The sequence below is a fragment of the Streptomyces sp. NPDC048718 genome, assembly GCF_043198875.1.
Taxonomy (GTDB): domain Bacteria; phylum Actinomycetota; class Actinomycetes; order Streptomycetales; family Streptomycetaceae; genus Streptomyces.
Genome location: NZ_JBICVG010000015.1, coordinates 126,059 through 145,944, shown reverse-complemented (window position 1 = coordinate 145,944; position 19,886 = coordinate 126,059). Strand labels below are relative to the sequence as shown.

18 protein-coding genes are annotated in these 19,886 nt (G+C 72.5%); 10 read left to right on the top strand and 8 right to left on the bottom strand.

From position 1 onward, the window contains the following. Nucleotides 1-66 precede the first annotated feature (66 nt). Genes ACGFRB_RS26170 through ACGFRB_RS26160 form a run of 3 tightly spaced genes read left to right on the top strand, consistent with a single transcriptional unit; the run spans nucleotide 67 to nucleotide 2,727 of the window. Nucleotides 67-873 (top strand): CPBP family intramembrane glutamic endopeptidase, encoded by an 807-nt coding sequence (locus tag ACGFRB_RS26170; RefSeq protein ID WP_393246473.1) that lies wholly within the window; start codon nucleotides 67-69, stop codon nucleotides 871-873. A 25-nt stretch (nucleotides 874-898) separates the two neighbouring features. Next, on the top strand, nucleotides 899-2,131 hold the full coding sequence (locus ACGFRB_RS26165) for a histidine kinase (RefSeq protein ID WP_393246471.1): 1,233 nt from the start codon (nucleotides 899-901) through the stop codon (nucleotides 2,129-2,131). After that, on the top strand, nucleotides 2,083-2,727 hold the full coding sequence (locus tag ACGFRB_RS26160) for a response regulator (protein WP_393246470.1): 645 nt from the start codon (nucleotides 2,083-2,085) through the stop codon (nucleotides 2,725-2,727). Before ACGFRB_RS26165 ends, ACGFRB_RS26160 begins: the two co-directional genes overlap by 49 nt. Before the next feature lie 80 nt (nucleotides 2,728-2,807). On the opposite strand, the gene ACGFRB_RS26155 is transcribed toward ACGFRB_RS26160, so the two are convergent. The 3 genes from ACGFRB_RS26155 to ACGFRB_RS26145 are packed head-to-tail and all read right to left on the bottom strand — an operon-like array spanning nucleotide 2,808 to nucleotide 6,246. Then, the gene (locus ACGFRB_RS26155; RefSeq protein ID WP_363010255.1) at nucleotides 2,808-3,554 is read right to left on the bottom strand and encodes a succinate dehydrogenase/fumarate reductase iron-sulfur subunit; all 747 of its coding nucleotides are present in this window, start codon (nucleotides 3,552-3,554) and stop codon (nucleotides 2,808-2,810) included. Beyond that, nucleotides 3,551-5,512, bottom strand: coding sequence for a fumarate reductase/succinate dehydrogenase flavoprotein subunit (locus ACGFRB_RS26150; protein WP_393246468.1), 1,962 nt, complete (start codon nucleotides 5,510-5,512; stop codon nucleotides 3,551-3,553). Before ACGFRB_RS26150 ends, ACGFRB_RS26155 begins: the two co-directional genes overlap by 4 nt. Before the next feature lie 2 nt (nucleotides 5,513-5,514). Continuing rightward, on the bottom strand, nucleotides 5,515-6,246 hold the full coding sequence (locus tag ACGFRB_RS26145) for a succinate dehydrogenase (protein ID WP_393246466.1): 732 nt from the start codon (nucleotides 6,244-6,246) through the stop codon (nucleotides 5,515-5,517). 95 nt (nucleotides 6,247-6,341) lie between these two features. On the opposite strand from ACGFRB_RS26145, the gene ACGFRB_RS26140 reads away from it, so the two are divergent. Beyond that, on the top strand, nucleotides 6,342-7,238 hold the full coding sequence (locus ACGFRB_RS26140; RefSeq protein WP_393246464.1) for a LysR family transcriptional regulator: 897 nt from the start codon (nucleotides 6,342-6,344) through the stop codon (nucleotides 7,236-7,238). Nucleotides 7,239-7,773: 535 nt separating this feature from the next. Here ACGFRB_RS26140 and ACGFRB_RS26135 read toward each other — a convergent pair. Both ACGFRB_RS26135 and ACGFRB_RS26130 read right to left on the bottom strand, forming a co-directional pair. Then, on the bottom strand, nucleotides 7,774-9,975 hold the full coding sequence (locus ACGFRB_RS26135; protein WP_393246463.1) for a putative bifunctional diguanylate cyclase/phosphodiesterase: 2,202 nt from the start codon (nucleotides 9,973-9,975) through the stop codon (nucleotides 7,774-7,776). Beyond that, nucleotides 9,972-10,784 (bottom strand): SAM-dependent methyltransferase, encoded by an 813-nt coding sequence (locus ACGFRB_RS26130; RefSeq protein ID WP_393246461.1) that lies wholly within the window; start codon nucleotides 10,782-10,784, stop codon nucleotides 9,972-9,974. Before ACGFRB_RS26130 ends, ACGFRB_RS26135 begins: the two co-directional genes overlap by 4 nt. Nucleotides 10,785-11,860: 1,076 nt before the next feature. Between ACGFRB_RS26130 and ACGFRB_RS26125 the strand changes: the two genes are divergently transcribed. Beyond that, nucleotides 11,861-12,625, top strand: a complete 765-nt coding sequence (locus ACGFRB_RS26125) for a hypothetical protein (RefSeq protein WP_393246459.1) — start codon at nucleotides 11,861-11,863, stop codon at nucleotides 12,623-12,625. Between the two features lie 298 nt (nucleotides 12,626-12,923). Next, nucleotides 12,924-13,478, top strand: a complete 555-nt coding sequence (locus tag ACGFRB_RS26120) for a hypothetical protein (protein WP_363010239.1) — start codon at nucleotides 12,924-12,926, stop codon at nucleotides 13,476-13,478. Nucleotides 13,479-13,698: 220 nt separating this feature from the next. Here the strand turns inward: ACGFRB_RS26120 and ACGFRB_RS26115 are convergent, their stop codons facing one another. Beyond that, on the bottom strand, nucleotides 13,699-14,184 hold the full coding sequence (locus ACGFRB_RS26115; protein WP_393246457.1) for a hypothetical protein: 486 nt from the start codon (nucleotides 14,182-14,184) through the stop codon (nucleotides 13,699-13,701). 413 nt (nucleotides 14,185-14,597) lie between these two features. Between ACGFRB_RS26115 and ACGFRB_RS26110 the strand changes: the two genes are divergently transcribed. Continuing rightward, the gene (locus ACGFRB_RS26110; protein WP_363010235.1) at nucleotides 14,598-15,257 is read left to right on the top strand and encodes a class F sortase; all 660 of its coding nucleotides are present in this window, start codon (nucleotides 14,598-14,600) and stop codon (nucleotides 15,255-15,257) included. Nucleotides 15,258-15,468: 211 nt separating this feature from the next. Here ACGFRB_RS26110 and ACGFRB_RS26105 read toward each other — a convergent pair whose 3' ends face one another. Then, entirely contained in the window at nucleotides 15,469-16,371 is a 903-nt protein-coding gene (locus ACGFRB_RS26105; protein WP_361222940.1) for a polysaccharide deacetylase family protein, read from the bottom strand. A 91-nt stretch (nucleotides 16,372-16,462) separates the two neighbouring features. Between ACGFRB_RS26105 and ACGFRB_RS26100 the strand changes: the two genes are divergently transcribed. Then, nucleotides 16,463-16,909, top strand: a complete 447-nt coding sequence (locus ACGFRB_RS26100; protein ID WP_363010231.1) for a universal stress protein — start codon at nucleotides 16,463-16,465, stop codon at nucleotides 16,907-16,909. Nucleotides 16,910-17,035: 126 nt separating this feature from the next. On the opposite strand, the gene ACGFRB_RS26095 is transcribed toward ACGFRB_RS26100, so the two are convergent. Continuing rightward, nucleotides 17,036-18,235, bottom strand: coding sequence for a CapA family protein (locus tag ACGFRB_RS26095; RefSeq protein WP_393246455.1), 1,200 nt, complete (start codon nucleotides 18,233-18,235; stop codon nucleotides 17,036-17,038). Nucleotides 18,236-18,466: 231 nt separating this feature from the next. On the opposite strand from ACGFRB_RS26095, the gene ACGFRB_RS26090 reads away from it, so the two are divergent. Then, nucleotides 18,467-19,087, top strand: coding sequence for a sigma-70 family RNA polymerase sigma factor (locus ACGFRB_RS26090; protein ID WP_393246453.1), 621 nt, complete (start codon nucleotides 18,467-18,469; stop codon nucleotides 19,085-19,087). 5 nt (nucleotides 19,088-19,092) lie between these two features. Beyond that, nucleotides 19,093-19,512 (top strand): PaaI family thioesterase, encoded by a 420-nt coding sequence (locus ACGFRB_RS26085; RefSeq protein WP_361222930.1) that lies wholly within the window; start codon nucleotides 19,093-19,095, stop codon nucleotides 19,510-19,512. Nucleotides 19,513-19,886 lie beyond the last annotated feature (374 nt).

Genomic DNA, 19,886 nt, shown 5'->3' with positions numbered 1-19,886 from the left:
CCGGCCCGCGCCGAGCGGCAGAGTCGGCGGTGACGGAACGGAACCGAGCGACCGGGAGGCCGGGGCATGCGACAGCGGGGGCGGGTACGGGTGGGGTGGAAGGCGGAGACGGGGGTGTTCCTCGGCGTCGCGTTCGTGGCGGCGGGGCTGCTGGGGGTGGTGCAGCCGGCGACCGGGGTGCCGCCCGTGGTGGTGCGGTTGAATCAGTTCGGGCCGGCCGTCGGGGTGCTGGTGGTGGCGCTGCTGTGGCGGTCGCGGATCCGGGGGCGGCTCGCCGGGGCTCTGCCCGCCCGGGGCTTGGACGCGCCTCGACGAGCTTGGCCCGCCTGGCTGTTGGTGGCAGCGGTGGTGCCGGTCGCGCTCGCCGCGGTGGGGTACGCGGCGCTGCGCGGCGGCCCGGTGGTGACGGATCCCGGCGCGTTCGGCCATCCCTTCGCTCTGATCGTCGTGGCGCAGGTGGTCGGAGCGTGCGGAGAGGAGATCGGTTGGCGGTGCTTCCTCCAGCCGCTGCTGGGTGCCCGGTTCGGGACGCTCGTCTCGTCGGTCCTGGTGGGCGCGGTGTGGGGGGTGTGGCATGTGGGGGTGTTCACCGAAGACCCGGCGTACGCGGCCGGTTTCCTGCTGGCGGCGGTGGCCATGTCCGTGGTGCTCGGGACGGCGCTGGACCGGATCCGGAGCAACCGGCTGCTGCTCGCGGGCGGTTATCACGCCCTGGTGAATCTGGGCATGCTGCTGCTCATGGACGAGGAGTCCGGGGCCGTGGTGCCGATGGTGCTGTTCGGTGTGGCGAACGCGCTGGTGGCGGTGGTGTGGACGCGGGCGGCGATGTCGCGGCGCCGGGCGGATACGATCACGGAGCGCGGTGCGCGCTGACACGGGGACACAGGGGGAACGGCGGGTGGGGAAGGCTCTTGCGCGCTGCCAGGTGCTCTCGCTGGCGGCCCTGGTGCTGCCGCTGACAGGCGCCTTGGTGGTGGGCGCGCTGTTGCTCCTGCCCGTGGGGCTCGGGTTCCCGCTGCTGAGGCCCGCCGCCGCGCTCCTGCGCCGGCGTGCCGACGGGCGGCGGGCCCGGATCGCGGCCTGGACCGGCGCCGCCGTCACCCGGCCCGCCCCGCTGCCCGCCACGGCGCGCGGCGTCCTCGGCGACGCGGGATTCTGGCGGGAGCTGCGCTGGGCGTGGCTGGAGCCGTCGGCCGGCGGGCTGCTGGTGACGGTGGCTCCGGCGTTGTTCTGGTTCGGAGTGTTCGGCGCGTTCGTCCAGCCTTTCGTATGGCGGTGGCTGGGCGACGGCAACTGGTACGCCTTCGTGCCGGTCGTCTCCCCCGCCACCGTCCTGTGCGCCGCGCTCCTCGGTCTTGCGTTCGTCGTGGGCGCGGCGCTTCTGGCGCCGGTGACGCTCGCGGGCCACGCGCGCTGGTCCCGGTGGGCGCTCGGCGCCCCGGCCCGAGCGGAACTCGTCCGCCGCATCGAGCACCTGACCGGCTCCCGGACCGACGCGCTGGACGCCCAGGCCGTCGAACTGAGGCGTATCGAACGGGACTTGCACGACGGCGCGCAGGCCAGGCTGGTGGCGCTCGGGATGAACCTGGACGAGGCGACCCGGCTTTTGGACACCGACCCTGCGGCTGCCCGCGACCTGCTCGCCGAGGTGCGCGCGGCGTCCGATCGGGCCCTTCGCGACCTGCGGGAGCTGGTGCACGGGATCCTGCCGCCGGTCCTCGCCGACCGGGGGCTCGGCGACGCGGTGCGGTCGCTGGCCCTGGACAGTTTCCTCGACGTCGAGGTGGACGTCGCGCTGCCGCCCGGCCGGCTGCCGGCGCCCGTGGAGTCCGCCGCGTACTTCGCGATCGCCGAACTCCTCGCCAACGCGGCCAAACACGCCGGCGCCCGCGAGGTGCGCATCGCCCTCGGTCACGCGGACGGGATCCTCCGGGTGACCGTCGCCGACGACGGCCGGGGCGGCGCGGATCCCGCGCGCGGGGCCGGTCTGCTCGGGGTCGGGCGGCGGCTCGGCGCCTTCGACGGAACCCTCGCCCTGGACAGCCCGCCGGGCGGCCCCACCCTCGCGACCCTGGAGATACCGTGCGTGTCGTCCTCGCCGAAGACCTCTTCCTGCTCCGGGACGGGCTGAGCCGTACGCTCACGGAGCACGGTTTCGAGGTCGTCGCGGCCGTGGACAACGGGCCGTCGCTGCGGCGCGCGCTGCGCGAGGAGCGGCCGGACGTGGCCGTCGTCGACATCCGGCTGCCGCCGGACTTCACGGACGAGGGCCTGCGGGCCGCGCTGGAGGCCCGGCGCGAGCGGCCGGGGCTGCCGGTGCTGATCCTGTCGCAGTACGTGGACCAGTTGTACGCCCAGGAGTTGCTGGCCGGAGGGGAGGGCGCCGTCGGCTATCTGCTGAAGGACCGGGTCACGCGTACCGACCAGTTCGTGGACGCCGTACGGACGGTCGCCGCGGGCGGCACGGTGCTCGACCCGCAGGTGGTGGCCCGCCTCCTGGCCCGGGGCGAGGCGCGCGGGACCACCGCGGCGCTCACCCCGCGCGAGCACGAGGTGCTGCGGCTGATGGCCGAGGGCCGCTCGAACGCGGCGATCGGCCAGCATCTGCACATCAGCGAGAGCGCCATCGCCAAGCACACGTCGGGCATCTTCGCGAAACTGCGGATCGAGCCGTCCGCCGACGACAACCGGCGGGTGCTCGCGGTGCTGGCCTATCTGCGCCGCTGACTCGGGCCAAAACCCCAAGGCGCCTGCGACGGCGGGCCCGGAAGCCACCCGGGGCCCGTCCGGGGCCCGCCGTGCGCCTCTCAGCGGCCGGCCTTGCGCCGCGCCCGCAGCCACTCCTTGTTCATCGCGGCGATCGACGGCAGCGGGATGCCCTTCGGGCAGGCGGTGGCACATTCCCCGGTGAGGGTGCAGCCGCCGAAGCCCTCGGCGTCCATCTGCGCGACCATGTCGAGGACACGGGTCTCGCGCTCCGGTGCGCCCTGCGGGAGGACGCCCAGGTGGTTGACCTTGGCGGAGGTGAAGAGCATCGCCGAGCCGTTGGGGCAGGCGGCGACACAGGCGCCGCAGCCGATGCACTCGGCGTGCTCGAAGGCGTAGTCGGCGTCGGCCTTGGGGACGGGCGTGGCGTGTGCCTCGGGCGCGGAGCCGGTGGGGACGCTCACGTATCCGCCGGCCTGGATGATCCGGTCGAAGGCGGAGCGGTCGACGACCAGGTCCTTGACGACGGGGAAGGCGGCGGCCCGCCACGGTTCGACGTCGATGGTGTCGCCGTCCCGGAAGGACCGCATGTGCAGCTGGCAGCTGGTGGTGCGTTCGGGGCCGTGGGCGTCGCCGTTGATGACGAGGCTGCACGCGCCGCAGATGCCCTCGCGGCAGTCGTGGTCGAAGGCCACGGGGTCCTCGCCCCGCAGGATGAGGTCCTCGTTGAGGGTGTCCAGCATCTCCAGGAAGGACATGTCGGGCGAGACGTCGTCCACTTGGTAGGTGGCCATGGCGCCGTCGCTGTCGCCGTTCTTCTGGCGCCAGACGCGCAGGTTGAGCCTCATGCGTAGCTCCGCTGGGTGGGGTGGACGTACTCGAAGGACAGGGCTTCCTTGTGCAGGACCGGGACGCCGCTCTCGCAAAACTCCCAGGCGGCCGCGTACGCGAACTCCTCGTCGCGGCGGGCCGCTTCGCCGTCGGCGGTCTGGGACTCCTCGCGGAAGTGGCCGCCGCAGGACTCCGCGCGGTGCAGTGCGTCGAGGCACATCAGCTCGGCGAGTTCGAGGTAGTCGACGATCCGGTTGGCCTTCTCCAGGGACTGGTTGAACTCCTCGCCGGTGCCGGGCACGGTGATACGGCGCCAGAACTCGTCGCGGATCTCCGGGATCCGGCGCAGGGCGGTGCGCAGCCCTTCCTCCGTACGGGCCATTCCGCACAACTCCCACATCAGCTCGCCGAGTTCGCGGTGGAAGGAGTCGGGGGTGCGGTCGCCCTGGACGGCGAGGAGCAGATTCAGCCGGTCCTCGGTCTCGGCGAGGATCTCCCGGACCGCCGGGTGGTCGTCGTCGACGGGCTCGGTGCGCGGATGGCGGGCCAGGTAGTCGTTGATGGTGGCGGGCAGGACGAAGTAGCCGTCGGCGAGGCCCTGCATGAGGGCGGAGGCGCCGAGCCGGTTGGCCCCGTGGTCGGAGAAGTTGGCCTCGCCGATGGCGAACAGGCCGGGGACGGTGGTCTGGAGGTCGTAGTCGACCCAGAGTCCGCCCATCGTGTAGTGCACGGCGGGGTAGATCCGCATCGGCACCTCGTACGGGTTCTCGGCGGTGATCCGCTCGTACATGTCGAAGAGGTTGCCGTATTTCTCGGCGACCTTGTCGCGGCCCATGCGCGCGATGGCGTCGGCGAAGTCGAGGTAGACGCCCTGGCCGCCGGGCCCGACGCCGCGGCCCTCGTCGCAGACGTTCTTGGCCGCGCGGGAGGCGATGTCGCGCGGGACGAGGTTGCCGAAGGAGGGGTAGAGGCGTTCCAGGTAGTAGTCGCGCTCGTCCTCGGGGATGGCGTGCGCGGGGCGGGTGTCGCCTTGTGCCTTGGGCACCCAGATGCGGCCGTCGTTGCGCAACGACTCGCTCATCAGGGTGAGTTTGGACTGGTGGTCGCCGGTGCGCGGGATGCAGGTGGGGTGGATCTGGGTGAAGCAGGGGTTGGCGAAGTACGCGCCGCGCCGATGGGCCCGCCACACGGCGGTGGCGTTGGAGTTCATCGCGTTGGTGGACAGGTAGAAGACGTTGCCGTAACCGCCGGTGGCGAGGACGACGGCGTCCGCGTAGTGGGTGGAGATACGTCCGGTGATCAGGTCGCGGGCGACGATCCCGCGGGCCCGTCCGTCGACCACGACGAGGTCGAGCATCTCGGTGCGCGGGTGCATCTCGACGTTGCCCGCGGCGATCTGCCGGGACAGCGCCTGGTAGGCGCCGAGCAGGAGTTGCTGGCCGGTCTGGCCGCGGGCGTAGAAGGTGCGGGAGACCTGGACGCCGCCGAAGGAGCGGGTGTCGAGGAGGCCGCCGTACTCGCGGGCGAAGGGGACGCCCTGGGCGACGCACTGGTCGATGATCTCGACGGAGATCTCGGCGAGCCGGTGCACATTGGACTCGCGGGCGCGAAAGTCGCCGCCCTTGACGGTGTCGTAGAAGAGCCGGTGCACCGAGTCGCCGTCGTTGCGGTAGTTCTTGGCGGCGTTGATGCCGCCCTGGGCGGCGATGGAGTGGGCGCGGCGCGGGGAGTCCTGGTAGCAGAACTGGACGACCTGGTAGCCCTGTTCGGCGAGGGTGGCGCCGGCGGAGCCGCCGGCGAGGCCGGTGCCGACGACGATGATCCGGTGGCCGCGCCGGTTGGCCGGGTTGACCAGTTTCGCCTCGAAGCGGCGGGTGTTCCAGCGTTCGGCGACGGGGCCTTCGGGGGCCTTGGTGTCGACGAGGGGTTCCCCGGTCTCATAGCCGGTGGGGCGGATGTCGGGCAGGGGGGTCATGGTCAGCTCACCACTCCGGTCATGACGGCGACGGGGACGGAGACGAAGCCCGCGGTCAGCACGAGCGCGAGGGTGTTCGCGAGGGCCTTCAGAAGGCGTTCGCGGCGGGCGTCGCCGACGCCGAGGGTCTGGGCGGCGCTCCAGAAGCCGTGCCGGACATGGAGTCCGACGGCCAGCATGGCGACGATGTAGAGGACGTTGCCGTACCAGGTGGAGAAGGTGTCGACGACGTTCTGGTAGGGCTTGCCGGCCTCGAAGCCGCCGGTGTGCACGGTGCCGGTGGTGAGGTCGAGGATGTGCCAGACGATGAAGAGGGCGAGGATGACGCCGCCCCAGCGCATGGTGCGGGTGGCGTAGGAGGAGCCCTTGCGCCGGTGGACGTAGCGGGTGGGACGGGCCCTGAGGTCGCGGCGGCTGAGCTGGTACGCCGAGACCGCGTGCGCCACGACGGTGGCCAGCAGCAGGACACGGACCAGCCACAGGCCCCACTCGTGGTGGAGGGCCGGGGCGCCCATGACGCGCAGCCAGTGGCCGTAGGCGTTGAACTCCCCGGGGCCGAAGAAGATCTTGAGGTTGCCCACGACATGGGCGACGAGGTAGCCGAGCATGATCAGGCCGCTGACGGCCATGACCGTCTTCTTGCCGAGGGTCGATGCCCAAAAGCCGCGGGTGGGAGGGGCCGGTGGCCGGTCCGCGCGCCGCTCGCTCCGCTCGGGGTGTGTTGCCAAAGCCATGGGGACGACGCTAGGGCCGGATGGCCCGAGTGGTCCAAGACATGGTTCGGCTGATCTCGATAGGGGGGAACTATCGATCCCGCTAAGCTGGTGCCATGCAGTTCCAGCAGCTCCTCTATTTCGTCGCGGTCGCCGAGACCCGTCACTTCACTCGCGCCGCCGAGCGGGTGCACGTCTCCCAGCCGTCCCTCTCACAGCAGATCAAGGCCCTGGAGCAGGAGCTGGGCGCGGAGCTGTTCAGCCGGGCGCGCGGCAACATCGCGCTCACCGACGCGGGCGAGGCACTGCTCCCACTGGCCCGCCGCATCCTCGCCGACGCCGACACCGCGCGCCACGAGGTGCAAGAGCTGGTGCAGCTCAGGCGGGGCCGGGTGCGGCTCGGCGCGACACCGAGTCTGTGCACGGGGCTGCTGCCGGACGTCCTGCGCGCCTTCCACGACCTGCATCCGGGGATCCGGCTGCTCATCGACGAGGGCGGTTCCCGCGATCTCGTACGGGAGCTGGCACGCGGCGCGCTCGATCTGGCGCTGATCGTGCTGCCCCTGCCGACGACCTCGCCCTCCCTGACGACCGTGGAGCTGATCACCGAGGATCTGGTGGTGGTGTCCGCGGCCTCCGCGCCCGCCCCGCGTCGGCCGATGCGGATCGCGGATCTGCGCGACCAGCCCCTGGTGATGTTCCGGCACGGCTACGACCTGCGGGAACTGACCGTCGCCGCGTGCCGGGCGGAGGGCTTCGAACCCTCGTACACCGTGGAGGGCGGCGAGATGGACGCCGTCCTCGGTTTCGTCCGGGCCGGGCTCGGCCTCGCCGTCGTCCCGGCGATGGTCGCCGCCCGCGCGGGCCGCGACCTGCGGGTCACGGCGCTGGCCCGGCCCGGCCTGAAGCGCACCATCGCGCTGGCCCACCGCAGCGATGTGGCACCCCCGCGGGCCGCCCGCGAGCTGCAGAGACTGCTCATGGCCTCCCGCCGCGAGTTGCCCCTCGCCTGAGAGCCGCGCAGATGGGCGGCGGGCGGGACCCGGCGCTCCAGTCGGTCACGGAAAGCCGAGAAGGCATCAGGGGTCGATCAGGGTGCCATCGGGGGTGATCCTGGGGACGGTCCCTGATTCGCCGCAGCATGCTGGTGCGGCACGCTCGTGGCATGACTTTCAAGCCTCTTTCCTCCAAGGCCGGGACCGCGGCGGCGGCGGGCCGGCACAGGCGGGTGCCGACGACAGCGCTCGCGTGTGCGGTGCTCGCCGCGGTGGTGCTGGGCGCGGCCTTACCGGCGGTCGCGGCGCCCGCCGCGCGGCCTGCCGTCGCGGCCGGCGCCACCGGCGGCAGGTTGCCGGAGCTGGATCCGCGGGCGTTGCGGCATGCCCTGTCGAGCGCTCCTGACTGGCGATCACCTCGCCGAACGCGGCTCCTCCCAGGTCCGGCACCGCCGCCCACCGGTCGAGCCGGACCGGCCACCGCCGCCCGGCCCGGTGCGGACGGCAGCCGCCCGATCCGATCCAGACCGGACGGCGGCCGTCCGTCCACCGCTCAGATCGCGTCCGCCATCACCAGGGAGTGGATCCGGTCCGGTGCGCCCGGGCGGGCGTAGTACCAGCCCTGGGCCGTGTCGCAGCCGAGCGCGCGCAGTCGCTCGGCCTGGGCGCTGGTCTCCACGCCCTCGACCGTGACCGCCAGTTCCAGGCTGTGGGCCAACTGCACGATCCCCTCGACGATCTTGATGTCGACCGGGTCGACCGGGTTCTGCTGCATCCCTTGAGTGAACGACCGGTCGAGCTTGAGGACGCTCACCGGGAGCCTGCGCAGATTGGCCAGGTTGGAGTACCCGGTGCCGAAATCGTCGAGGGCGATGTCGACCCCCATCTCGGCGAACTGGCGCAGCGGCTTGAGCAGGTCGTCGTCGGCGCCGATCAGGGCCGACTCGGTGACCTCCAGGCACAGCGCGCCCGGCTCCAGGCCGGAGCGCTCCAGCACGTCGACGGTCTCGGCGACCAGGTTCGGGTGGTGCAGCTGGGTGGGCGAGAGGTTGACGTTGATCCGCAGCGGGCCGGTGGCCTTGTGGCCGCCGGGCGCCTCGTCCTGCCAGAACCGGGCCTGCCGGACGGACTCCTGGAGCACCCAGCGGCCCAGCGGCACGATGAGGCCGGTGTTCTCGGCCAGCGGGATGAACCGGTCGGGGCCGAGCACCCCGTGCTGCGGGTGGCACCACCGTACGAGCGCCTCGGCGCCGTGCACACCGCCGTCACCGAGGCGGACGAGCGGCTGGTACTCGATGAAGAACTCGCCGCGTTCCAGCGCGGCGGGCAGCGCGGTGGTGAGCCCGTGCCGGGTGATGGCCCGTGCGTCGGCCTCGTCGTCGGCGTACTCGAAGCGGTTGCCGCCCGCGGACTTGGCCCGGTACATCGTGATGTCGGCGCTGCGCAGCACCTCGGCCGGGGTCCGCTCGCCGGCCGGACCCTCGACGATGCCGACGCTGCCGCGCACGGTCAGCTCGCGGCCGTCGACGCTGATGGGGGCGGACAGCACGCCCAGCATCCGGTCGGCGAGTTCGGCGACCTTCCGCTCGGTGCCGGTCCCGGTGGTCAGCGCCACGAACTCGTCGCCGCCGAGCCGGGCGACCATCTCGCCCGGGGAGGCGACACAGCTCTGCAGCCGGTCGGCGACCTCGACGAGGAGGCGGTCGCCGGTGGAGTGGCCGAGGCTGTCGTTGACGACCTTGAAGCCGTCGAGATCGAGGTAGCAGAGCCCGAAACGGCTGGTCTCGCCCGGGCCGAGGGCCTTCTCCAGGCGTTCGAAGAACAGCGTCCGGTTCGGCAGCCCGGTGAGGGCGTCGTGGGTGGCCTCGTACCGCAGCCGCAGATTGAGCAGCCGTCGTTCGGTGGTGTCCTCCAGCAGCGCGAGCTGGTACTGGGGGGCACCGGCCGCGTCCCGCAGCAGCGAGACGGTGAGGTTGGTCCACAGGACGGTGCCGTCGGCGCGGTAGTACGGCTTCTCGACCCGGTAGTGGTCGCGCTCGCCACGCACCAGCTCCTCGTACAGCCGCCAGACGTGCGGGCCGTCCTCGGGGTGGCTCCACTCGGCGATGTTGTGGCTCAGGACGGTGTGTTCCAGGCCGCCGAACATCCGGGTGAGGGTCTCGTTGACCTCCAGGACGGTGCCGTCGAGGTCGGCGATGCCGATGCCGATCGCGGCGCCGTCGAAGACCGCGCGGAACCGGCTCTCGGTGGCGTGCAGGGCCTTCTCCGCGGCGCTCTGCGCGGCGAGCGCCGAGTGCGCGATGGACTCCTGTTCGGCGAGGGTCCGTTCACGCAGTGCCTGGGCGAACCCGGCGGCCATGGCGTGCTGGAGCCGGGAGCAGCGGGAGCGCAGTTCCTCGGCGGAGAAGGCGTCCGGCTCGACGGCGGCCGGGGCCGCGACGGGAGCGCAGTAGAGCACGAGGTACGCGTCGACCACGCCGAGGCTGCGGGCCAGCGCGTCCGGGTCGGTGCAGTGGGCCGCGACCAGCGCCTGGCCGACGCGGTGCGCGGGGGCCGTGTCGAAGGGCCGGGCATGCAGGGCGGCGCGGAGTTCCCTGGCCGGGGGCAGCAGATGCCGCTCGAACTCCTGCCGCGTCATCGAGGTCGCGGTCACCGGGAACACGGTGCGACTCCAGATGGTCACGAACCTTCTGAGTCTGTCCTCGGGCCCGTCGGCTCCGGCGCCGGATCCGGTGGGCTGGGTGGGCACCTTCACGGCTTGCGCCCTACCCCCGCGTAGCCGGAGAAGGCGAACGGGTCCTCCTCCTCGTCCGGGTTGTCCGAACGCCACAGCGGCATCGGCACCAGGCCCGGCTCGGCCAGTTCGGTGCCGTCGAAGAAGCGGGCGATCTCCGCCCTCGACCGCATCACCAGCGGGTTGCGGATGTCGCGGTAGACGCCGACGGCGCCGCCCGCGCGTTCCTGCGGGACCGGGATGCCCTCGTAGGAGGCGTGGGTGAGGACGAGCATGCTGCCCGGGGCGAGGGCGTCGAGGAGTTCGGCGACGGCCGCGGCGGGCTCGTCGCCGTCTTCCAGGAAGTGCAGGACGGCGACGAGGAGGAGGGCCACCGGGCGGTCCAGGTCCAGAAGTCCCGTCACCTCGGGACTCTCCAGGATCTCGCGGGGCTTGCGCAGGTCGGCGGCGACCACGGAGGCGCGGTCGTCGCCGTCGAGCACCGCGCGGCTGTGGGCGACGGCGACCGGGTCGTGGTCGACGTAGACGACCCGCGCCTCGTCGCTGGCGGCCTGCGCGACCTCGTGGACGTTGCCGAAGGTGGGTATCCCGGAGCCGATGTCCAGGAACTGCGTGACGCCCCGGTCGATCGCGTGCCGCACGGCGCGGCGCATGAAGGCCCGGTTCGCCTGCATGATCTTCGGCAGGCCCGGCAGGAATTCCATGGCCTTGCGGGCGGCTTCACGGTCCACTTCGAAGTTGTGCGAGCCGCCGAGATAGAAGTCGTACATACGGGACACACTCGGCACCGAGATATCGATGCCGGGCGGGGCCCAGGCGGGACGCTCCATCAAAGTCTCCAACAAGTCGCCGTGGGGTTTACGGGGATCCGGCCCGGTGTTCGCAGCCTGCGTTCGAGCTGAGGCTACTGATCACCCGCCGAGAGAGCGAGCAGAAACGGAAATTAACGATCCGTTCTTGGTCACACGCCATTGGCACGTGCGCTTTTACGGAAGAGTTCACCCCTGAGGACCGTGCATCTTCCTGTGCATGTGGCCGAAGGGGGCGGGGCGGGGACGCCTCTCGCGGTCCGGAGCGCCGGCGACGGTGGGGTCCGCGCCAAGAGCGAACGGTATCCGGCCAGTTCTCCACCTCGGCGCGGTTTGTAAACCTGTATGACGAGAGATCCGCCTATCCAGCGAATCTTGGCCCGTTTGGCCCCCTGGAAGCGTTCCATACGATCATCCTGCTCCGCGTGCCCCTCTTGTCTCAGTACGGCTTCTCCCGCTATGGACCGCGGATCGCCCACAGCCTCGCGGCCGGTGCGCTGGTGTGGCTGCTGTCCTCCCCCGCACCCGCGGCGGCCGACGCGTGCGCGTACGCCACCACGGCGCCGGACGGATCGGCCCTCGCCCTCTCCTTCGCCAGGCCGGGCCCTTGCTTCCCCCACCATCACCACCATCATCCTCACCACCCGCCGCATCCGGCCCCCACGCCGGAACCCTCCACGCCGCCCCCGCCACCCTCCCCGGAACCGACTCCCTCCCCCTCACCGCCCTTGTCGCCCTCGCCGCCTCCGCCACCCGTTCGGACCACACCGCCGCCGCCCAAGCCGGCCCCGGCTCCGGCCACCCGGGAGGCGTTGCCCCCACCCCCTCCTCCCGCACCACCCGCACCACCGTCACCGAGCGCGCGCCCGCGTCCGCACGTCCCCGCCGCGGTCGCACTGCCGCACTACCGGCGGACCGCCCGGGCCAAGCCGAAGAGCTCCCCGAACGTGGTCACCACGACGCTCCTGATCACCGCGCCCGCGGTGCTCGCGACCGCGATCCTGCGCCCCCGCTCCTCCCGCTGACGGCCGCTCCGCCGGCCGCCCACCCCGACGTCCCCCGATCCGCCCGCCCCGCCGGGCCACGAGAGGAAACCCTTGTCCGAATGGCTTGTTCTCACCCTTGCGATGGCCGCCGCGTGCGCTGTCGTCCTCACCATCATGGTCATCAACCACCGCCGCATCCCGGTCGACGACGATCCGAGTGAGACCCCGGACGTCATCGAATACATGACGATGATGATCGGCGTGGTGTACGCCATCGTCCTCGGACTCGCCATCGCCGGCGTCTGGGAGGCGCGCAGCGCCGCCCAGGAGACCGTGCGCCAGGAGGCGCAGGCCCTCCACGAGATCAAGGAGCGGGTCCAGGTCTACCCGGTGGCGGTGCGCGAGCGGATCCGGGGCGACGTCGACGCGTACGCCTCGTTCGTCGTCTCCCACGAGTTCCCGTACATGGCCGAGCACAGCTCCCTCGACCCCCGGGGCACCCAGCTGCTCGAAAAGGTCCGGCGCAGTGTGAGCGACTACCAACCGGCCAACGACTTCGAGGGCGAGGCGTACCAGCCGCTGGTCGACCAGGTGACCGTCGTCGACGACGCGCGCGGCGCGCGCGGGCAGAACGCCGGCGAGACGATGCCCGGCGTGGTGTGGTTCGGTCTCATCATCGGCGCCCTGGTGACGGTCGGCCTGATCTTCACCCTCCAGATCCGGCGCACCGGGAAGGAGTTGCTGCTCGCGGGGCTGTTCAGCGCGCTGATCGCGTTCCTCCTCTTCCTGATCTGGGACTTCGACGCGCCGTTCGGGCGGGGCATGGCGGCCACCGCCGGGCCCTTCACCGATCTGTTCCCGCACCTCACCGGCTGACCCGAGGCGTACTGTCCCAAGCGTCCCGGCCGGCAGGCGTGGCGCACCGCCGGCCGGGGCTCACGGGACGCGGCGGCCGTGAAGGGGAGGCCGAGGGAGAGGGCGGATGGGCGCGGCGAACGGGAGGGACGCCGGTGCGACACCTTCTGGGCCGAGCGGGGGACTTCGATGCCCCGTTCGCACGTCTGGGATCGCGGCTGTGATAGGGCGCTCCTAGCGTTTCGGGCATCGAGGTGCATCTCACCCCCTTCGCGGAAACCGCTTCCGCGGCTGCTCCTCGGGGACCGGAGGATCCACCATGCGCGCGATACGTGCCGCGTCCACCGCGCTCCTGGGGGCGGCCGCCCTCGTCCTGGCCGCCGCCCCCGGTGCCGTCGCCGGCGGTGCGCCCTCGCCGCAGCCGCCCGCGCCGGGCGGCGGCACGGCCGACTTCGTGATCACCCCGGGCACCGTCGCGCCGGGCGGCCGGATCACTCTCGGCGCGCCGGGCTGCCGGAGCACGGCGACGGCCGCGTCCGGCATCTTCGACACCGTCACCATCGCTCCCGGCTCGTCGTCCACCGCCACGGTGGACGCCGACGCCCGGCCGGGCGCGGTCTACACGGTGTCCTTCAACTGCACCGGGGGCGGCCAGGGCAATGTCGCTCTGACCATCGCCGGGGTGTCCGCCGCGGTCCCGACGGCCCGTTCGACGGTGCTCATCCCGCCGCGCGGGGTACGGGGCGGCCTCGGCGGCTCGGTCGAGGCGACCGGGCCCGGTATGACGGCGGTCGGCGGGGCCATGGTGCTCGTCGCCGCGGGCGGTCTCGCGTACGCGATCCGCCGCAGGACGGCCGACGGCCGCAGGCGCTGACGGCACTGACGGCACTGACGGCACACGGCGATCCCCTGTCTCGTCCTCCCCTCCCCGCGCTCCCCCGCGCTCCCCCGGCTCCCGCGACTCCGCACTCCGCGCGACGGCCGTGTCGCCCGGCGCGCCCCGGGCCCGGGATCCGGCTCGGGGTGCGACGGGCGAGGGGTGCCGCGGACGCCCGCCGGGAGGTTCCGGCCGGCGAGGGCGCCGCTCGGGCGGGTCAGACCTCCGCACCGCCCGTACGGCGGCGGCGGAGAACGAAGAGTCCGCCGCCCACCGCGGCGACGGCGACGAGACCGCCGCCCACCGCCATCTCCGTGTCGCTCGGGGTGAACGCGCCGCCGAGGCCGCCTTCGGCGCCCCGGCCCGGCAGCACCCGGAAGGGGTGGGAGATGGTCTCGCGATTGTCGTGGCACCGGACGGCCAGGTGGTAGCTGCCGGGCGTCGCGTTGTTGTAGACGCGGGCGATGGCGCTGGACAGGCCGTTGTGGTTCACCGACAGGTTGGTCTCGGGAAACGCGTTGGACGTGACGGTGCCGCCGTGGCCGCACCCCTTGGCCGTGATGGTGATCGTCGAACCCGCGTGGACGTCGAACGGGTTGACCGTGACCTCCCTCGGTCCGTTGGTGGCGGTGGCGAGGGGAGCCGCGAGCCCGAGGGCCGCGAACGCGGTCGCCGTCACCGCCGCAGTGCGTGCAGCACGCATGGTGGAACCTCCCGTGGAAGGCGCCCCGAAGCGGTGCCCCGGGAGTGTCGACGAGTACGCCCTCCATGTCGAACCCTCACAAGTGGCGATGTCCGGCGCACTTCGGAACTGGGCCGCCCCGGTGAGCCCGGGCCGCGGCCGAACGGGGGGCCGGGGCCGATGGAATCGCAGGTCACGGGTCCGGGATGACGATCCGACGAACACTCGAACGCGTCATCACTCGTTCGCATGAGCCGCGCCCGCCCCGGGAACGCCGGTACCGCCATCGCCGTACGGCTTCACGCGGCGGCGGGCCTCTCGCCCGACGGCTCGCTACCACGCCCGGCGGAGCCCGGCCACCCGTTCGTCCGCGCCCGGATCGCCGGTCCGCGGGCCCGCCCTTACCGTTCCCCTGACGCCGTCAAGGGAGAACCATGAGCCGCACGGACTTCAGCCTCTTCGATGCCGCCAGGAGGCGCCGGCCCTGGGGTGCGCTGACTCTCGTCATGCTCTCGGGGCTCGCGATCATGCGCAACGGCGTCGGCTTCGAGTCCGGTCCGCCCCAGCCCGCCACCGCCGCGCGCCCGGCGGCCCGGCCGGTGACGCGGGCGCCCGAGCCGACCGGGGTGCAGCCACTGCCCTACGCCCCCGCGTCACGGATCCGGATCCCCGACCTCCAGGTCGCGGCGCCCATCATGGACGTCGGTCTGGACCCGGACGGCTGGATCGCCGCGCCGCCGCCCCAGGACGCCAACCTGGCCGGCTGGTACCAGAACGGCATCGCGCCGGGCCAGCGCGGCACCTCCATCGTCGTCGGCCATGTCGACAACCTGGCGGGCCCGGCCGTCTTCTACGGGCTCGGCTCCCTGGAGAAGGGCCGGCGCGTCGAAGTCGAGCGGTACGACGGCCGCGTGGCCGTGTTCGAGGTCTACGGGGTGGAGGTGTACGCGAAGAACGACTTCCCCGGGCTGCGGGTGTACGCGGACACCGGCGAGCCCGAACTGCGCGTGATCACCTGCGGCGGCGGATACACGCGGGCACAGGGCTACGACGGCAATGTCGTCGTGTACGCCCGTCTGGTGGACACCCGGTAGCGGATGGGCCTGGTGGCGGCCGGGCCTCATCACATGGCCGTCAGGCATGTCCGGTCGCCGGGTCCGGCGGATGACCGGCAGGCCTGGCCGGTGGTCACCAGAACTCTCCGGCGGCCACCACGTCTGTCAGATGGTCGCCGGGCATGTACGAACCGGTCCCGGCACCCCGTGTGGTGTGCCGGGACCACAGGTGCGGCCGCCAGGGAAGCACTCAGCGGCGCGGGACCGTGAGGGTGTACCCCGCGTCGAGGAGCCGGGGCAGGTACTGCTTGATCGCGGCCACGCTGTGCGAACGGTTGCCGCCCGCGTCGTGGTTGAGCACGACGACCCCGGACGCGGCCCCGTCCAGGACCCGCCGGACGATCGTGTCGGTGGGCGGCTCCTCCCAGTCGCTGGTGTCGACCGTCCAGGCGAGCGGCTCCATGCCCAGTTCGGCGCCGGTCTCGAAGACGATCCTGTTCCAGGCGCCGTACGGCGCGCGAAACCACGACGGCGGGGCGCCGAGGGCCCGTTCGATGATGTCGCTCGTCGAGCCGATCTCCTGACGGATGACGGACGGCCGCTTCTTGGGCAGCTCGGGGTGGGTCCAGGTGTGATTGCCGACCACATGACCATCCGCCGCCATCTGCTTGAGCAGGTCCTGGTTGTCGATCGCCATCTCGCCGCAGACGAAGAACATCGCGCGGCAGTCGTAGCGCCGCAGGGTGGCGAGGATCTCCGGGGTGTAGCGGGGGTCGGGTCCGTCGTCGAAGGTGAGCACCATCGACTTGCCGACCCCGCCGAGCCGGAGGAAGGGCCGGGTCCGTGCGGGCGGGTTGGCCCGCCGGAAGGCGGGCGGCGCGTAGTCGGTCATCGGCTGGAGACGATACGCGGTGGGCTTGCGGGCCGCCCGTGCCTGGGCGCGCGCCTCCGGGCCGGCCGCGCCGGTCGCCCCGGCCGCGGGATGCGAGCCGGCCGGGGCCAGGGTGGCCCCCTCTCCGGCGCCCGCCCCGGACCCGGCGCCCGAGTCTGCCAGACGGTTCGCGGCGAAGACGCCGACGGTGGCGGTGGCCCCCAGAGCGGCCGCCAGACGCAGCAGCGATCGGCGCCCTGGAGACTTCTCATCGGTTTTCATGACCAATAGTGCGAACGGTGGATAGCCTCGCGCGCGCAGCCACACCAGGCCTGCTGCCCGAAAACACCTGATGAGCCGATAATCTCAGCGCGTGAGTGGATTCGAACGAGGTACGGACGGCCCGAAGGTGATCGTCGCCGGAGTGGACGGTTCCGCGTCCTCACTGCGCGCGGCGGCGTACGCGGCCGGGCTGGCCCGCCGTCAGAACGCGCGTCTCGCCCTGGTGTACGTCCAGCCCGTCCTGTCGCCCGGAGCGGCGCTCGGGGCCCCGGTCGCCGAGCCCACGGACGAGATCGCCGACAGCCTGGCGGCCGAGATCAAGGAGGCCGCCGACCGGGTACGCGCGACCTGGCGGGTGCGCTGGGAGTTCCACACCCTGCGCGGGGACGCGTACGCGGGTCTGGTCACGGCCGCCGACGAACTGACCGCGGACGCGGTGGTCGTGGGCGCTTCCGAGTCGGCCGGCCACCGTCTCGTGGGCTCGGTGGCGGTACGCCTGGTCAAGTGCGGCCGCTGGCCGGTGACAGTCGTTCCCTAGACGGGTGAGCCGGCGAACCGGACCGGGGAAGGGTGGGGCGGGCGCGGCCGAAGCACGCCGCGCCGCCCGTACGTCCTCGGCACAGGGGCGGACGGGCCGACGCGCAAAATCAACGGACCAGGTCCGCTACGGCGCCATCACCAGGCCGGCGCGGCCGGCGCCCCGATCCAAAACGACGTCGCGGATGGTGTCGCGGATCCCGGCGTACTGCTCCTCGCCCCCCTTCACCGCGGCCCCGAGGTCGACGACCCGGCCCCGGGAGGTGTCGAAGTACTGCGGCACGAACTCCGCCCTGGTCACCTCCCAGCGGCGGCCGGGCGCGGCCGGCGGGGTGAAGGTGAAGCGGGCCAGGGTGCCCTCGTTGCCACGCCGGTCCAGGTCGCCGGAGTAGTTGATCATCTCGCCGGCGATCTGGTCGCCCATCCCGTAGACGATCCAGGTGCCGTTGACCTTCTCGTACGCCTGCGGCACATGCGCGTGGGTGCCGATGATCAGATCGATGTCGGGGCGGTCGCCGGTGCGCGAGGCGGTCAGGGCGCGGCCGAGGGAGAGCTGTTGCTCGTCCGGCTCGGTCTCCCATTCGGTCCCCCAGTGGATCGAGACCACGACGACGTCGGCCCCGGCCCGGCGGGCGGCGCGGGCGTCCTTGACGATCCGCCGCTCGTCGATGGTGCTGACGGCCCAGGGCTGCCCTTCGGGCAGCGGGTGGCCGTTGGTGTCGTAGGTGTACGCCAGCTGGGCGACGGTCGCGTGGCCCGCCTTCAGCAGGGTGGGCCGGGCGGCCTCGGCGGCACTGCGGGCGGAACCGGCGTGCCGTACCCCCGCCTTGTCGAGAGCGTCGAGGGTGCGGCGCAGTCCGTCGGCACCGTCGTCGAGGGTGTGGTTGGAGGCGGTGGAACAGGAGTCGTATCCGGTCTCCTTGAGGGCCGCCGCGACCTCGGGCGGTGACGTGAAATCGGGGTATCCGCTGTACGGGCCGCCCTCCTCGCCGTACGCCGTCTCCATGTGGCAGATCGCCAGATCGGCGCCCGAGACGACGGGTTTCACCGCGGCGAGCATGGGTGCGAAGTCGTAGCCGGAGCCGCCCGCGTCGACGGCGGCCTGCCGGATGATCGAGTCGTGCGGGAGGACGTCGCCCGAGGCCACAAGGGTGAAGGGGGCCGGTGCGGCCTTTCCTCCGGGTGGGGTGGCGCCCTGCGGAGTACGGCTCTGCGCGGCGGGCGGGACCGCGCGGTCGGGGGCCCGGCCGGCACCGGCGCAGGCGGTGGCCGTGGCGAGCAGCGCGGCGGCGAGGGTGGCCGCGCCGAGGCGGGTGCGAGGGGTCATCTGCCGGGCTCCACCGATTCATAGGATGAACATCTGGTCAGCCGAATTCACCCTGACGCAAACCCTCAGTCAAGAATCAATGCCGCTAAGCACCGCAAACCCCGCTGGAACGGACGCAACGGGGCTCCCGACCCTCCCCCGGCATGCCATTCACCGCTCCGTGCGACCGTTCGTCGCAGATCACGGTCCGCGCTCTGTCCCTCGCCACACGAATGCGTTGCCATACCGCGCATGACGACGGCGACAGTGACGACCACCCCGGCCACGGCTTCCCCGGCCGAGGCTTCCCGCGCGGCGAGACCCACGACCGACGAACGCGCGCTGGCCGCGCTCCAGCACGAGCACGGCCCGGCCCTGCTGGCCTTCCTGCTCAAACTGGCCCACGGCGACCGGCAGCGGGCCGAGGACCTGGTACAGGAGACCCTGCTCCGGGCCTGGCTGCACCCGGAGGCCTTCGACAGCTCGTACGCGTCGATGCGGCCCTGGCTGTTCACGGTCGCCCGGCGGCTCGCCATCGACGCCCGCCGGTCCCGGCTGTCCCGCCCCACCGAGATCGGCGACGCCGTCCTCTCCGTCACCGCCGACCCGGCCGGCTGCACCGAGACACACGACGCCGCCCTGGACGTTCGAGCGGCGGTACGCGGCCTCAGCCCCGAGCACCGCGCGGTCCTCGTGCGGCTCTACTTCGACGGTCTGACCGTCCGTGAGGCCGCCGACGACCTCGGCATCCCGGCGGGCACCGTCAAGTCCCGCTCGCACTACGCGCTGCGCCAGCTCGGCCACCGCCTGCCCGGTTACCGGCCCCGGCACCACAAGACCGTTGCCCGCGCGGCACCCGTCACCGCACAATGACGGGCGTGACACTGACGACTGCCGCCGCCGACAAGATCCTCGCCGACAACTTCGCCCCCTGGGTGCTCGAACTGGGCCTGAGTGTCGACTCGCTCGACGCCGACGGCCAGGGGGCGGTCCTGCGGCTCCCCTGGTCAAAGCGGCTCGCCCGGGAGGGCGGCGGACTCAGCGGTCAGGCGCTGATGGCCGCCGCCGACACGGCGACGGTGATCGCCGTGTCGGCCGCCCGAGGCGGCTTCGTCCCGATGACCACCGTCCAGCAGTCGATCACCTTCCAGCGGCCGGTGACCGGCGCGGATGTGCTCGTACGGGCCCGGCTGACCAAGACCGGCAAGCGGATGGCCTTCGCCGACATCACGCTGTGCGCCGAGGCGACGGACGAGATCGCCGCCCACGCGACAGCGGTGTACGCCCTGCTCGGCTGACCCGCGCGTCCTCGCCCGACCGCGCCCGTCCGCGCCCTCGCCCGGACCCGCCCGGCTCGCCGGAGTTCCGGGCCTGGGTCTCGCCCGCTCGGCGCTCCATCTGCCGTGACGGCGCGCGGCCTGGTCCCCCGTTATGTTCTCCACGGCTCCGCAACGGGGCCGCTGGCCTCTGGGCCCGGCATGACTTGGTCCCCCTGTCCGAGATGACCTGGGGGGTGGTGTTCACCGGGCTCGGGGGTGTTCGTCGGAGACGCTGATCAGAGGTCCGGCCACCGTCCGGTCCGGCGCAACGCCGGGCGGTTCGCGGGCGGCAGGTCTGCATAACGTGGATGCGCGAGCACGACACCCGAGCCGAGGCCGGCACCGTCAACATC

Excerpts from the sequence above, each read along its gene's own strand:
- ACGFRB_RS26170 (WP_393246473.1), top strand. The coding sequence starts at position 67 with ATGCGACAGCGGGGGCGGGTACGGGTGGGGTGGAAGGCGGAGACGGGG.
- ACGFRB_RS26155 (WP_363010255.1), bottom strand. The coding sequence starts at position 3,554 with ATGAGGCTCAACCTGCGCGTCTGGCGCCAGAAGAACGGCGACAGCGAC.
- ACGFRB_RS26150 (WP_393246468.1), bottom strand. The coding sequence starts at position 5,512 with ATGACCCCCCTGCCCGACATCCGCCCCACCGGCTATGAGACCGGGGAA.
- ACGFRB_RS26145 (WP_393246466.1), bottom strand. The coding sequence starts at position 6,246 with ATGGCTTTGGCAACACACCCCGAGCGGAGCGAGCGGCGCGCGGACCGG.
- ACGFRB_RS26140 (WP_393246464.1), top strand. The coding sequence starts at position 6,342 with ATGCAGTTCCAGCAGCTCCTCTATTTCGTCGCGGTCGCCGAGACCCGT.
- ACGFRB_RS26130 (WP_393246461.1), bottom strand. The coding sequence starts at position 10,784 with ATGGAGCGTCCCGCCTGGGCCCCGCCCGGCATCGATATCTCGGTGCCG.
- ACGFRB_RS26120 (WP_363010239.1), top strand. The coding sequence starts at position 12,924 with ATGCGCGCGATACGTGCCGCGTCCACCGCGCTCCTGGGGGCGGCCGCC.
- ACGFRB_RS26115 (WP_393246457.1), bottom strand. The coding sequence starts at position 14,184 with ATGCGTGCTGCACGCACTGCGGCGGTGACGGCGACCGCGTTCGCGGCC.
- ACGFRB_RS26110 (WP_363010235.1), top strand. The coding sequence starts at position 14,598 with ATGAGCCGCACGGACTTCAGCCTCTTCGATGCCGCCAGGAGGCGCCGG.
- ACGFRB_RS26105 (WP_361222940.1), bottom strand. The coding sequence starts at position 16,371 with ATGAAAACCGATGAGAAGTCTCCAGGGCGCCGATCGCTGCTGCGTCTG.
- ACGFRB_RS26095 (WP_393246455.1), bottom strand. The coding sequence starts at position 18,235 with ATGACCCCTCGCACCCGCCTCGGCGCGGCCACCCTCGCCGCCGCGCTG.
- ACGFRB_RS26090 (WP_393246453.1), top strand. The coding sequence starts at position 18,467 with ATGACGACGGCGACAGTGACGACCACCCCGGCCACGGCTTCCCCGGCC.